We start from the raw sequence: 14,293 nt of genomic DNA on the forward strand, positions 1-14,293 counted from the left end.
TGTTATATTTCAATTGTATTCAATATATGAGCACTCATTCATATGTTTGGTTACCCCTATTATATGCACGCCTAAACATGAGTGTCAACAATCGTTGTTGATTTTTCATACAGATTATGCTAATAGTAATCATTTCGCTTTAGGCGGGTTTTGGATATAATAGAGCTATAGTTAAACTTTTGCATAAATCCGAACCAGTGAATTCCAATCAACAACAATTAGATCGAAATGGTTTTATTCGTCTAGTTGTTGTACTTACCAAATGGTTAAATCGAATTATGCAAATGTTGAGTTAACATAGGCGGTGATAGGAAATGGAACAACCGGTTAAAGCACCAAGCGAATGTGATGCAGCCTGCTCAGGTACTGAAGCCGACGTGCAGACGATTCGCACTTCACTCATAGATCGGGAGACGTCTTCCGAGATGGCAGATTGGTTCAAGGCATTCAGCGACCCCACACGTCTACGTATTATTGATGCGCTGTTACAGAAGGAATTATGTGTTCATGACCTGACGGTTCTGCTCGACATGGGACAGTCGGCCATTTCACACCAGCTGCGTTCACTCCGCAACATGCGGATCGTCAAGCGGCGCAAGGAAGGTAAGACCGTGTACTACTCTCTGGATGATACTCATATTGAGCAGATTTTCCTGCAAACGCTCCAACATATTAAACACAGCTAGGCAGCAGCCAAGCTTGTTCATGCAGAAGAACCCCCGCCTCTCGGCTGTATGCCGATGGACGGGGGTTCTTCTTGGTAAGGGTACCGTTTTATACAGGATACAAAGTGACTAAATCTTCTGATTAACTATCTCTTGGAGCTTGCCACTTCGGTTATAAAAGATTGTTCTTGTTCGGGTCGTACAGGCCCGATCTGTCCTTAAACCAGTTGAAGATATGTGATACACATACTTTGAGCACCGCGTATCCTGGAACAGCGAGCAGAATGCCCACGACTCCAAACAGATTACCCGAAGTCAGAATGACAAAGATAATCGTGATAGGATGGATTTTCAGCGTTTTACCCATGATCTGTGGTGAGATGAATTTACCTTCAATTAACTGTACGATCGTCCATACGGCAACCATTTTCAGCAGCATCACCGGAGAAGTGACGAGTGCCACGATCAATGCTGGTGTAATCGCAATTGCAGGTCCCAGATACGGAACAACACTTGTGAACGATGCGATAATTGCAAGAATCAATGCATAATCCAGACCAATGACCATATAACCGATGTAGAGCAGAATACCGATGCAGAAGCTGACGATAATCTGTCCACGAATGAATGAACTGATCTGGTGATTGATGTCTTCCAGCACATGCATTGCGCCCGTACGGCTCTTGATCGGCAGGAAAGACAGAATTTTCGCTGGCAGCTTCTTGCCGTCTTTCAGCAGATAGAACAGAATGAATGGAACCGTTACGATAGACAGCACGGTCTCAGTGAAAGCTCCGAGGAATCCGCCCAATTTGGTCCAGGTCGAGTTCAGAATTTCAGTAGCCTTTTGGGAGATTGTTCCCCACCAGTCCTGCGAATTCAGATTCACCGTTTCCTGGAACTGACCGAACAATTTACTGCCCGTAAGCTCCTCAAACTGCTGTTTTACCGTCTCACTGTAGGTTGGGAAATTTTCAATCAGCCCCACAATCTGGTTACGCACAACCGGAATGACTGCCAGCACTACGACGGTCAGAATGCCTCCAATCGCAAGATACAGGATTAGAATGGACCAGCCGCGCTTAATTTTCCACCGCTCCATCACATCCACAATCGGATTAAGCAGATAGTAGAGTATGCCTGACAGAATAATAGGTAACACAATGGTTTTGATGAGTACTGCGAGCGGATGAAGAACAAAGGATACTTTGGTCAGAACCATCACGTTCAGTCCCACCAACAGCAGAATTAGCAGAAATAGGACAAACTTGTTGTTAAGAAAAAATCGCTTGAACCGCTCCGGCCAAACGCGGGGTTGCTCAGGTTGCTCCATAGGCGTGTCGTCCTCTCTTATGACCCTTAATCAAAACTAAACTATAAAGCTAAATAAATGCCCACACACGAAAAAATACCTTGTACAAGCCAACATATGTATAACACTCTGGATTTATACGTATGGTGCTGATTAACCGTTTCAAATTAAACCGGTAAAGTCATTTTACCCCAAAATGAGTCTTCTGCCCCACACGAATCATTTGCAAATTCTCCCTATTCAAAAACGGCTCGCCTCACTGGGAGACGAACCGTAAATTTATAGCTATACCCTACCATTAATCCAGCTTTTACGCTGAAAAATGAAGATTAAGCTTTCCCCGCCAATTGTGCGATTAACTCATAGGAGTGCAGCCGTGCCTTATGATCATAGATCATCGACGTAATAATCAGCTCATCTGCCTGCGTCTGCCGAATGAAAGATTCCAACTGTCCACGTACGGTTTCTGGTGAACCATTAACAGCTGCCTTCAGCGTCTGCTCCACACCAGCTTTCTCACGATCCGTCCATTTGCCTTCCATCTCTGCCGGAGGCTGTACCAATCCCGTTGTGCCGCGAATAATGTTCAGGAACTGCTGTTGCATCGTTGTACCCAGCCATGCTGCTTCCTCGTCTGTATCCGCAACAACGGCGTTAACACCAACAATCACATGTGGCTCCTTCAAGCTATCAGATGGTTGGAAGTTGTTTCGATACGTCTCTAATGCGATCCGGGTATAATCGGGCGAGAAGTGGCTGGCAAAAGCAAACGGCAATCCCAGCTGACCTGCCAGACGTGCACTGAAATCACTGGAACCCAAGAGGTAAATTGGAATATTCAATCCTTCTCCAGGAACTGCGCGAACAGGTGCATGATAAGATGTCGCCGAAGCATCAAAGTATGCTCTAAGTTCTGCCAACAGCTCAGGGAAATCTTCCCCACTGTTCAGATCTTTGCGTAGCGCAAGTGATGTACGGCGGTCACTACCTGGTGCGCGACCCAGTCCTAGGTCAATTCTGCCAGGATACAAGGATTCCAATGTGCCGAACTGCTCAGCGATGACAAGCGGTGCATGGTTGGGCAACATGATGCCTCCTGAACCCAGACGAATCGTTTTGGTTCCACCAGCCAGATATCCAATAACAACCGAAGTTGCGGATGAAGCAATACCCGGCATGTTATGATGTTCAGCTACCCAGTAACGGTGATACCCCCAACGCTCAGCATGCTGTGCCAGATCGAGACTGTTGCGCAAAGCATCAGCAGGTGTTGCACCCACAACGACGGGAGCCAGATCCAGGATGGAAAGCTTAACGTCATTAATATGTTCTTTATGGGATGAAGCCGTATTTTCAGTAGTCATTATCGTTTAATCTCCTCGATGATTATATTTTTGTATATCCAGATATATAGATTAATTAAATCACAACTGGATATGGTGATGTGTTCATAAACTAGCCGTTTACATCCGGACGGAATCCCTGCCTGCATATGCATCCTAGCTTCCGTTCCGGCATCCGGCTTATAACTCGTTCTGTACATACTCGGCAAACTGACGTATCGTCTCCTCGTTGCGCCGATAATACGTCCATTGTCCTCTGCGCTCGGAGAGCAGCAACCCTGCCTTGAGCATAGTCAGCAGATAACTGGATATAACCGACTGAGCCAGTCCAGCCTTCAGTTGAATCGTGCCAACACAGATTCCGTTCTTGCCACCATCCGGATGCTGAGATAGTTCCAGCGGTGGGAAGTGTTGCTCCGGGTTTTTGAGCCACAACAGGATTTGTCTACGTGTCTCGTTCGATAAAGCTTTGAATATAAGTATAGGTTCCATGGGTACGATTATACCCCCTTTCATCCATTTTGCAAACACATGAACAAACAAACCGACTCATGATCGAGTCGGTCTGGTATCATATGGAATCCCTATAGGGTACCAACATCTATATTAGAATTTGGTTGTAATCGTCTGTTTAACCTGATCCAACATGGCTTGATATGCAGGGGCATCCAGGTATCCAATACTACCGAAGAGCAGATGATCTACGGCTTCTATACCTACAAAATCGAAGATACCTACGTCTGAAGTTAATTTCAGTCCAGCAGTCATGCCAATCTGATCATAAATTTCACTTGGTGTACCATGTGTGTTGATGATGAGTCCTTTTTTGCCTGTCAGCAATTTCTCGATTCCCGCTTCACCTGCTGCATATGCAAAACCATAGGCGAATACACGGTCAACATATCCTTTCATAATGGCAGGAAGACCTGTCCACCAGATCGGATAGATGAATGTGATAACTTCTGCATCCGTAACAAACTGTTGCTCTGTTGCGATATCCTGTGGTGTCTGTCCTGCACGCATGGAAGCTGTGTCAGCTTCAGTCAGTACGGGTTGGAATCCAAGTTTGTACAAGTCACGAACAACCACTTCATGTCCTTGAGCTTTGAGAGCTTCTACAGCAGTATTGAGGATTGCGTTATTCAAGCTGTCTGTGTGCGGGTGAGCATATACGATAAGATGTTTCATAGTTTGAATCCCTCCAGGTTTGGTTTGAGTTAGGTTGCGAAAATGGGGTTACATTGATACGCTCCAGCATACATAGATATCTATGTATATAGGCAAAAAAATATTTGGGCTCCTCTGCCTCCACCCCAGTCAAATCTGGAAGGGTTGCAGACAGAAGAGTTCATTCATTATAACTTTCGGACAATAATGGATAACAAGCTCTCCAATTGCTCCGACTGTTCATCGGACAAGCCACTATAGATGATATCATTAATCTGCTCTGATACCTGATGGAAGATCGGTTCGAGTCGCTTCCCCTGTTCGGTTAGGCGAATCATCGTCACCCGGCTATCTTCCGCACTCTTGTTGCGTTCAACATAGCCAAGCTTCTCCAGCTTGTTGACCAGTACCGTTACCGTTGGTTGCGTGCGTTGAACACGTTCAGCCAACATCTTGATTGACAGCGTCTCTTCCCGGTACAAGAACATCAATACATCTCCATGAGAAGGAACAATCCCTGTTACCTCATGCTGTTCCAATTCGTGTACAATCCGTTTGTTGACATGGTCTCTGATTCTTGCAATCAGTGCAATTGCGTTGTATTTAGGCATGACCTCATTATACATAGACATCTATGTATTTTCAAGTTTTTTTTATGAAAAGAAAAACAGCCCTCTCCACCCTGCTAACATGTGGAAAATATCGGGCTGTTTCGATTCTACTTTGATCCTGATCTTTATGTTAGATCTTAGATAATCGTTTTTAAATTCATGTTGAATTCATGCTGAATTCAGTTAATCCATTGCGTGATTTTCTCAACGGATTGTCGGGACTTTTCACGCTGGGGCTCCTCTACCCGATAACCGAAGGCTGCCATCATAGAGACGCCCCATGCGCCATTTTCCAGCAAGCCCTCTTCTTCCATAATACGGTGGACGCCCTCACGGCTGAAACCTTCGATCGGACAAGAATCAATCTCGATCTGAGCTGCCGCCGTCATCATGTTGCCGAGTGCAATATAAGTTTGTTTAGATGCCCAGTCAAATAATGATCGTGGATTATCCAGAATCTTCTGGTTACTTTGAAACTTTCCATAAGCCTCACTTGTTATCTCAAATACGTTATTTGGCATTCCCTTTGTTTCCTTCAACATGTACTCCGCATAAGGAGAATTATAACTGGCATCTGACCGGGCCAAAATAACAACAAAATGGCTTGCTGTAGCCAATTGCTTTTGCGCGCCGGAAGAGACTTCGGACAGACGCTTACGCAGGTTCGGATTTTGTACAATCAGAAACTTCCACGGTTCAAGTCCAATGGAACTTGGAGATAATCTGCCTGTTTCCAATATAAATTGGAAATCCTCATCCGAGATTTTGCGGGTATCATCAAATATCTTTGTTGCATGCCGGAAATGATACGCCTTTAAGATGTCTTCCTTTGTCTTTGACTTTGCTGTAACTTCCATGGAGCTCCACGTCCTTTTTATAACTTTTTTTATGTTGAACAATAATGTTTAACTGGTTTCATCTCAAGTATTAGTTTAGGACCTATGTGTATAAATTAAAAGTACGCACATTATTGTTTCTTGGTTTATAAAAGTAAGTATTGGATGAAAGACAGCAATAATCCACTGGGCACATACATGGCCCTAGTGGATTATCTATGACTCTTTTCTTTTAAATCTTGAAATCTTGAACCAGCTTATTCAGATTTAATGCACTATCCTTGACTTGATCAGATTGTTTAACTACTTCCACAGATTGCGCAGCAGAAGCGACCATATGTCCTGCAATTTCCTGACTGGATGCGGCTGATTGTTCACTTGCTGATGCAATCTCGTGAATGGAACCCACTAGTATTTTGATATTTGCAGTCACTTGTTGTGAGGTTGCATTGAGATCTTTAACTGCATTGGCATGATCAAGGGAATCGACATAATACTGTTCAGCTGTATCCTCCAATAATTTATAATCTTTGCCAACCTGATTGAACATAAAGGATAGCAATTCTTTGGCATTCGAGGACAGATTGGTTACAGACTGCATAACTTCTTCCGTGACCTGCTGAATTTGATCGGCAGCCTGTCTGGAATCATCAGCCAACTTTCTAATCTCGCTTGCAACAACCGCAAAACCCCTGCCTGCTTCTCCAGCTCTTGCAGCTTCAATGGATGCATTGAGTGCAAGCAGATTAGTCTGCGCTGTAACATCCAAAATAGATTGAGATAATATACCAATCTGATCTACAGCAGTTGCACGTTCCAGCGCTTCTGACATCTTCTTACTCGTATGATCAACCATGTCTATGGCTGCTCGGCTCGATTCGCGGGCTTCCTGCTTCAACTTTTCAGCCTTCGTGCTGGTCACATAGGCGGACTCTGCTTGTTTAGATGTCTGTTCCGATATATATTCGGCTCCCTGTTGCATCTCAGCAGCCGAATGATTCATATTTTCCGTATGGGCTGAAGCCTCTTCCATTGCAGCCGAGAGCTCTTCAACTGTAGCTGATACTTCACGAATCCGTTCATTCAGACCAGCCATGTTCTGGTTGGTAAGATCGCTAACCTGGTTGATATGATGAGATTCCTGAATTACACCACGAATGACATTTGTTGTGGAATCGGTCATTGTACGAATAGCTCGTGCGATGACACTTATCTCATTATTTCCCTGTGTTAGACGCGGATCTAAGGATGCCGTTAAGTTGCCTTGCGTTATTTCTTCACAATAACGGGTGATCGCTTTCATTCGTTGACGTATACTGCGAATCACTACAAATGAAATAAGAATGAGTGCTGCAAGTGAAAACAAAAGAACCGAACCGAGCACCAATGCTCGCTGCTGAATTATTTCCTGTGTATCCGCATAGAGCTTGGCTGACTCTTCTTCGTTATGCGCACTCAAAAGGGTGATCGTCTCCACAATCGCTGTACTGCTTTTGTTAATTCTTCCTCTCTCTTCACTATCGTAGGTGCCTGACATCTTTTTGGTATCCATAATTTGCTCAATATCCTGATAATATGTATCCATCTTTGCTACCAAATCTGCAAATATCTCTTTTTCTTTGGTATCCAATGTTCTTGCTGAAAATTCATTCAAGCCATCCGTGATACTCTTCTTACCTTTCTGAACCTGATCGTACTGTTTGTCGGTATACTCTGCATTATCAAGGACCTTTGTATAATTGGCACGCATATTATAGAAATTACTTTTCAATTCAAGAACATTGGTTTGGTGCTGGAAGCGGTCATTATAGAGGATGCCTTGTCCCGTTTTTGCTTCGTTCATTCCGAAAATCCCAATCAGAAAAACAGTAAACAAGCCGATTAGACTAATCACAGTCATGATGACCATCGTTGTTGTTAATTTAATATTTTTGAGTTTATTTCCTTTCTTATATTTTGGCTTAGACTGAATTGACATGATTATTCCCCCACTTTAAATAGTAGATAGCCTTATATATCTTATATCTATATCGTATGTATCCATATTGTTTGTTAGCATTTCAGGAAAATCGACTTTATTCATTTGATGAGAAAAGTAATGGGAGACAACAGAAAAGCCGCCAGGATATAATCCAGCGGCTTTTCTGTGAATATGAAACGATAATCTGTGCGACCTATAGTTGCTGCATCCATTCATTTTCAGAAATGACGGTATATCCTTCTTGTCGCAGCAATGCTGAGGTGACACCTTCTCCAGTTACCTTGTGATTGGCAAAATTCCCATCATAGATCATCTGTGTACCACAGGACGGACTAAACTCCTTCAGTACCACACACGATACATTCATTTCTCGCGCCCATTCGAGCGTCTGATAGGCTCCCTTAATATACAACTCTGTGACATCCTTGCCGCTTTTCTCGATCACTTTTGCAGTGCCTGCCAGCACGTCCTTGCCCGTGCCACCGATAATTTCAGCCGCTTCCCGTGGAGTGGAGAATCCGCCAAGCAGCTCCGGACATACCATCTTAGCCTGCTTCTGCTCCACCAGCTCCTGAATCTGCTCATCCAGGCTCGCTGTTCCATTGTAACGGCAAGCTACCCCTGCCAGACATGAACTCACCAAATATTTCATCGCTATCTCCTTATACTTATTCCATCTATGAAGTAAATTGTAACATATAAGATCAGCCCTATAACTCGCCTCTGGTGATCATCTTGATCCGTCCATCTTCCCTATATTCAACCTGAAAAACATCCTTGCTCGACTCCAGTTCAAATGTGACCATGCCTGGATGGTCAGGATTACGGTGAAGTTTATACGCTTGAAGATCCATTTTAAATATTTTTTTAATTATAGGTTCTACTTCTCCTCTAAGAAGAGACTCCTGTATGTTATATAGTTCCTGATAATAAGCCTCTATTTCTTCCCAGTCTGCAAAGTCTTGCTCATAATGATTAGCATCCCCAACCGTATAACCCAAGCCCGCTTTTCCTTCGGTTATCTGGACAAAGTAGTTATCTTTAAAGGAAAAGGAGACTGTATCCTTGCCGAGTTCATCATCTTTGCTTCGGCTTGCTCTTACCAGATCAAGATTGGCTTTACCAGACAGAGCCTCAATCGCGTTTCTGGCATCCGTCAGCGCTGCCTGGGATACTTGATCAGGTCTAAGGTCGCCTGTGATCGAGACAGCCTTGTCCTGTTGCCATACAATCTCCCCATAACCATCGCCAGTCTCATTCTCTAACGCTAATGTCGTATGTGATATCGGCTCCAATTCCCCTTGCTTCATACTCACAAAACGTTGGACTGATGCAGGTTTAAGCGTTGGAGTGCTGCCTATACTTTGCAAAAGCGATGGAACTTGACGCAGATAACGGTGTTCCAGCTCGCTTGGCTGCATCTCACGTCTCATTCCTACTTCACGCAGATTTCCTGTTGTCGCATCGAGCCATATCTGTGCATACTCCTTCTCACTTTCATTTCCAGCCTCTACATATATTCTGCCGGACACAGGCAAGTCTTCCACTTTCATAATTTTCAGCTGTTTACCCAGATCATCTCGCATGGTAGTTGCAACATTTCTTTTCATTTTGTCGGTTAGCAGATTTGTGTTCAAACCATCGGATAACTGTAACGCTGCTGTCGGATAGACATGCTCGATCACGGGTTTCACCAGCTGTCCATCATCCCAGATCCATAGGAACAATCCAGCAGCAATAACCAACGCGCCCGTGCCGGCAACAAGAGGCCCTCTTCTAAGGCGACGCTTGTGTGACGCATTTTTCACTTGCGGTCTAAACGGCCTGGATGACCTGGATCTGCTCTCTGGCCTATCTCCCTTGCTTCCCTCTTCCGACTTCTTCATCCACTCCACCTGTTGAAGCACCTTTCGCTTGTGATCCTCTGTAAAAGGAGACGACGCAAACGGTCCCTTCCGGATTTCCTTCTCCCATTGCTCATCCTTGTGTGTCATTTGCTTCGCTCCTCCCATTGTTTCCGTACCTTATCCTTACCTCGGGAAAGTCTGGATTTTACTGTACCTGAGCTGATTTTCAACATCTCAGCAATCTCACTCGTCGTAAGCTCATACTTCAGATTCAGCAAAAGAATCTCCCGAAACTTCTTTGGCAACGCCAGAACAATATCCCAGATTTCATGGATATGCTCCTTACGCATCACTTCCATCTCGGCCGAAGGATGTGCAGGCTGCTCTGCAATCATGACTCTTTGGTTCGAACCCCCATGCTCTGTCTCAATGGGTAACGTCTCTCCCCACAGACTGTTACGAAAAAATCTGGATTTTCGATATGTAAAAGTGGTGTTTCTAGTAATCGTCAATAGCCAGGTTTTCAGTGAGCAATCTCCACGATAATGAGCGATCCCTGAGTACGCCCGAATAAATACCTCCTGTGACAATTCATCTGCCTGTTCGGCACTTTTGGTCAGAAAATAAGCGTAATTCCAGACGTCATTTCCGTAGTCATCCATTATGCTGCTAAGTGTGTAATTGTCTATGGTCTGAGCCTGTGCCAGTAATTGATCATCCAACTGTTGTTCACCTCACTTAATATGACTGAGTCTAATGTGATTTGGTTCCCTGTTTTGGACATTATTTCTTATTATTGTAGCAAAATAAAAAACAGCATGTTCAACATCGCTGAACACGCTGATTCCTTCAAGTTTGCTTAGTTAGAAATCTCTATCAGAAAGCTTTTAAGCGAACGCTCCACTTCCTCAGTTTCTTTCTGCCCTCTGGTCTATCATATCATTTTCATCGTTATACTTTCACCGCAGCAATCATCAGAAACATCGGTCTCCGATTTTCGTCTCGCATGCCAGGAACCTGTTCAATCATCTCCGGTGATGGTTTGGATTCAGCCACCTTTTGAATAGCAAACCCTGCCTTAATGAGTTCATTTAGATGTGTTGCCAGTGTGCGATGATATTTAACCACATCCTGATTCAGAAAGTTCGCCACACGTTTCCCTTCATCATGGTAATCATCCACGGGCCAGTGCAGGATTTCACCTTCGGGTCCGTAATGCCAATCCTGCGCAGCGCGAGCGGTGAAGATGGGATGTTCGGAAGATAGTACAAATGTGCCCCCTTCTACGAGAAAATCATTGATCTTAGCATACACCGTGTCTAAGCTTTCAATATAATGCAAAGCAAGTGAACTGATCACAACATCGAATTGTGCCGGTGCAAAATCAACATCTTCAATCGCCAGCTGCTTGTACTCGATCTGCGGATCGTCCGTCATTTCACGAGCACGCTGAAGCATATTTTCAGACAGATCTACACCGATCACTGAACTCGCTTGTTGCTCTCGCGCATACCGGCAGTGCCACCCAAAACCACATCCCAAATCCAGCACACGCTTGTCCTTCAAATCAGGCAAAAGAGTCTGCAGTTCATGCCACTCCCCGGCTGCATCCAGCCCTTGAACGGAACGAGCCATCTTACTATAGTTGTCGAAAAATTCAGCTTCATCGTATTTATTTTGTTTCATCAAGAGATTCCTCCCGCCTTAAAAATATCCACCTACTCTATCACATAAACAATATTTAAACGCAAAAGTTGCCAAGAGAATTCATGGCGTGTTATCATACAGAACGAACGTTCAGTATTATTATATACAGAATGAACATTCAGTTTACTAACGGAGGTCATTATGAATACGAATTGGACGCATCCATTGGAAGAGCAATCTGTAGGTAAAGCTTTTATAAGTTACCTCGTGCCTTCTGTATTAGGGATGCTGGTAGTTGCTTTTAATTTTATTATCGACGGCATTATGGTTGGACACAAACTGGGTTCTACCGCAATGGCCGGGATCGGCATTGCCTCACCTGTCTACACGCTCTTTGTTGCCATGTCGCTGTGGATTGGTATGGGCGGGGCAACCTTGTACTCCAACGCTATGGGTAGAAAAGATATCACATCAGCCAAACAAATTTTCACCAAATCCATTATGCTCATTATGTTAGTTACGGTAGCCATTGGATATGTTGCATTTACATTCAAAGACAAACTGGTATACTCCCTCGGTGCGAACGCCGAGACCTTCCCGTTTGCTTCAGACTATATGAATATCATGTTATTGTTCGGGTTCGTTTTCACCATCGAGAATGCACTCTCTATCTTTGTACGGAACGATGGGAATCCCAACACATCCATGTACTCTCAGATTACGTTTGCTGTAGCCAATATCATCATCAATTATATAACACTGTATGTACTCGAATGGGGTGTACGCGGTGTGGCCCTCGGTACAATTGTATCGGCGTCTCTTGCGCTACTTGTCCTGTTTACTCATTTTTTCAAAAAAACAAATAATCTCACGTTCACCCGGTTCAAATGGAAAAACAAACTGCTGGCTTCCCTTCTACTCATTGGTTTCCCCAGCTTTCTGGCTGAACTTGGCATGTCGGTCTTCTCTGTCTCTCACAATATCTCCATGGACCGCATTGCAGGCACGGATGGTGTAGCATCCTTTACCGTGTTGAACTATATTCATGGTGTTGTATTGTTGGCTTTCCTGGGTCTGGCATCCGCTGCCCAACCTCTGATCAGCTATTATCACGGTGCCAATCAGATTAAACGGGTACAACAAACGATACGTTTAGCCACTAAAACAGCTCTCGCATGCGGTCTGTTGTTACTGGTTGTTGTTCAGATCGGTGCGCCTTATTTCGTGCAAATCTTTGGAAACTTCAGTACCGGCGTAACAGATAATGCCGTCTACGGATTACGTATATTTACATTTGCCTATGTGTTTATGGGTGTTAACTTTGTCATGAGCACCTATTTCCAATCTGTAGGTAATGCCAAAATGGCCATCTGGATTACAGCTGCGCGTGAAATGATTATCATGATTGCGTTGATTGCAGTCCTGCCTTCATTTTTTGGTGTCACGGGTGTCTGGCTTGCCGTACCGCTGTCCGAAATGCTGGTTCTCGCAACCATAGCCCTGTACTATAGAAAACGATCCCTTACGGATCGAATAAACGCGTTGCAGTCTGAGTAGCCATAATGGATTAAATGAACGTATAGAGAACAGATATAGTCCTGCTCGGTCTACATAGATCGGGCAGGACTTTGTTATGCTTGAAGCAAATATAATCAGAACCAAATATCGTATCGTCCATTGCTATTAACAGTTGCTTGAGCACTATAGCTATAGAAAATGTGAATGATCTATGAATAAAGTGTATATTTAACAAAAATAGGATATAAAACTATCTTTATATAATTGTATATATTTGTTAATTGGAGTATGGTTGTCTTGTCAAACTATATACGGCGCCAGACCTCCCCTCACTTTCATCCTAGGAAATGACTGTGAGGAAAGCTACTGCGAGTATGACCAATCCCGACTTATATATATGAAAAGGAGATGTTCGATTGTGAAGAAATATCAAAAAACTGCAATTTCAGCTCTCTCTTCCATGGCTTTGCTCCTAGCATCTGTTCCAGCAGTATTTGCTGATGAAACGTCTATGCCTATAATTCCTTCACAAGATACTCAGATAAAACAGGAACAAGAAGCTACTATCTTTGCCCAAAACCTTATAGTAGAGTATTTCGATGGAGGTTACTCAACGGATATATATTTGAGTGGGAATGTCACGTTTTCTTTTCTTCCTCGTTCGACTGGGGAATATGTATTTAATGTTGTTGATATGAGTGGAAATTTGAAGGGAAGTGGACGAGTAATCGCATCAGACTTGAGAACGAAAAACATCACTTTAAGTAATTTGTATGGTTACCATAAAATCGTAGGGTACTCACCTAATGGTGGGGGAGGAGATTACCAAATTCACTATTAAAATATACTAAGTCGTAGGAATCATACTGTATTTGTTTACTTATGGAATGTCATACAGCGCAGGGGAGACCCCTCGGCTTTCACTCAATTCTTTATATGCAATGTATAAAATAGTAACACAAAAAGACACACTCGATATCATCAAGTGTGTCTTCCTATTGCTTGGCGGCGTCCTACTCTCCCAGGACCCTGCGGTCCAAGTACCATCGGCGCTAGAGGGCTTAACGGTCGTGTTCGGGATGGGTACGTGTGGAACCCCTCCGCCATCGCCACCAAACGCGTAGCTTACATTTCAGAGTTGTTGTTCTCTGAAAACTAGATTCGAAACGAAACACGCGAATTATAACTTGCTATTGGATAAGCCCTCGACCGATTAGTACTGGTCAGCTCCATGCATTGCTGCACTTCCACCCCCAGCCTATCTACCTCGTCGTCTTCAAGGGGTCTTACATACTGGGAAATCTCATCTTGAGGGGGGCTTCACGCTTAGATGCTTTCAGCGTTTATCCCGTCCGTACATAGCTAC

Annotated in this window: 14 protein-coding genes and 2 rRNA genes; 3 read left to right on the forward strand and 13 right to left on the reverse strand. The window is 43.9% G+C overall.

The window, feature by feature from the left end:
* The first annotated feature begins 314 nt into the window (after positions 1-314).
* Complete coding sequence (locus PAEAM_RS04550; RefSeq protein WP_100526808.1) at positions 315-686, forward strand: ArsR/SmtB family transcription factor; 372 nt, start codon at positions 315-317, stop codon at positions 684-686.
* 151 nt (positions 687-837) lie between these two features.
* Here the strand turns inward: PAEAM_RS04550 and PAEAM_RS04555 are convergent, their stop codons facing one another.
* The 11 genes from PAEAM_RS04555 to PAEAM_RS04610 all read right to left on the reverse strand — a co-directional run bounded on the left by PAEAM_RS04555 (position 838) and on the right by PAEAM_RS04610 (position 11,448).
* Complete coding sequence (locus PAEAM_RS04555) at positions 838-1,998, reverse strand: AI-2E family transporter (RefSeq protein WP_036614215.1); 1,161 nt, start codon at positions 1,996-1,998, stop codon at positions 838-840.
* A gap of 308 nt (positions 1,999-2,306) precedes the next feature.
* Entirely contained in the window at positions 2,307-3,341 is a 1,035-nt protein-coding gene (locus PAEAM_RS04560) for an LLM class flavin-dependent oxidoreductase (RefSeq protein WP_051449565.1), read from the reverse strand.
* A 159-nt stretch (positions 3,342-3,500) separates the two neighbouring features.
* A complete protein-coding gene (locus PAEAM_RS04570; protein WP_017690814.1) occupies positions 3,501-3,812 on the reverse strand; it encodes an ArsR/SmtB family transcription factor in 312 nt (103 codons plus the stop codon).
* Positions 3,813-3,926: 114 nt separating this feature from the next.
* Positions 3,927-4,508 carry an NAD(P)H-dependent oxidoreductase gene (locus tag PAEAM_RS04575; RefSeq protein WP_100526810.1) on the reverse strand — a complete coding sequence of 194 codons (582 nt, stop codon included), beginning with the start codon at positions 4,506-4,508 and terminating at the stop codon, positions 3,927-3,929.
* A gap of 167 nt (positions 4,509-4,675) precedes the next feature.
* The gene (locus PAEAM_RS04580; protein ID WP_347707852.1) at positions 4,676-5,119 is read right to left on the reverse strand and encodes a MarR family winged helix-turn-helix transcriptional regulator; all 444 of its coding nucleotides are present in this window, start codon (positions 5,117-5,119) and stop codon (positions 4,676-4,678) included.
* Positions 5,120-5,277: 158 nt separating this feature from the next.
* Complete coding sequence (locus PAEAM_RS04585) at positions 5,278-5,955, reverse strand: NAD(P)H-dependent oxidoreductase (protein WP_100526812.1); 678 nt, start codon at positions 5,953-5,955, stop codon at positions 5,278-5,280.
* Between the two features lie 211 nt (positions 5,956-6,166).
* Complete coding sequence (locus PAEAM_RS04590; protein ID WP_100526813.1) at positions 6,167-7,912, reverse strand: methyl-accepting chemotaxis protein; 1,746 nt, start codon at positions 7,910-7,912, stop codon at positions 6,167-6,169.
* A 196-nt stretch (positions 7,913-8,108) separates the two neighbouring features.
* Complete coding sequence (locus PAEAM_RS04595; RefSeq protein ID WP_100526814.1) at positions 8,109-8,567, reverse strand: 2-thiouracil desulfurase family protein; 459 nt, start codon at positions 8,565-8,567, stop codon at positions 8,109-8,111.
* A 58-nt stretch (positions 8,568-8,625) separates the two neighbouring features.
* Positions 8,626-9,909: a hypothetical protein gene (locus tag PAEAM_RS04600; protein WP_100526815.1), complete on the reverse strand. Its 1,284-nt coding sequence runs from the start codon at positions 9,907-9,909 to the stop codon at positions 8,626-8,628.
* Positions 9,906-10,484 (reverse strand): RNA polymerase sigma factor, encoded by a 579-nt coding sequence (locus PAEAM_RS04605; protein ID WP_100526816.1) that lies wholly within the window; start codon positions 10,482-10,484, stop codon positions 9,906-9,908. Before PAEAM_RS04605 ends, PAEAM_RS04600 begins: the two co-directional genes overlap by 4 nt.
* A 229-nt stretch (positions 10,485-10,713) precedes the next feature.
* Complete coding sequence (locus PAEAM_RS04610) at positions 10,714-11,448, reverse strand: class I SAM-dependent methyltransferase (RefSeq protein WP_100526817.1); 735 nt, start codon at positions 11,446-11,448, stop codon at positions 10,714-10,716.
* 162 nt (positions 11,449-11,610) lie between these two features.
* Here PAEAM_RS04610 and PAEAM_RS04615 point away from each other — a divergent pair, with 162 nt between their 5' ends.
* Both PAEAM_RS04615 and PAEAM_RS04620 read left to right on the forward strand, forming a co-directional pair.
* Positions 11,611-12,966, forward strand: coding sequence for an MATE family efflux transporter (locus tag PAEAM_RS04615; RefSeq protein ID WP_100526818.1), 1,356 nt, complete (start codon positions 11,611-11,613; stop codon positions 12,964-12,966).
* A gap of 379 nt (positions 12,967-13,345) precedes the next feature.
* Positions 13,346-13,768: a hypothetical protein gene (locus PAEAM_RS04620; protein ID WP_100526819.1), complete on the forward strand. Its 423-nt coding sequence runs from the start codon at positions 13,346-13,348 to the stop codon at positions 13,766-13,768.
* A 159-nt stretch (positions 13,769-13,927) separates the two neighbouring features.
* On the opposite strand, the gene rrf is transcribed toward PAEAM_RS04620, so the two are convergent.
* A 5S ribosomal RNA gene (gene rrf / locus PAEAM_RS04625) occupies positions 13,928-14,044 on the reverse strand.
* Positions 14,045-14,120: 76 nt separating this feature from the next.
* Positions 14,121-14,293: ribosomal RNA gene (locus PAEAM_RS04630) — 23S ribosomal RNA — on the reverse strand; the annotation flags it as partial.

It is taken from the genome of Paenibacillus sp. GM1FR (genome assembly GCF_002803315.1).
Classification (GTDB): Bacteria; Bacillota; Bacilli; order Paenibacillales; family Paenibacillaceae; genus Paenibacillus; species Paenibacillus amylolyticus.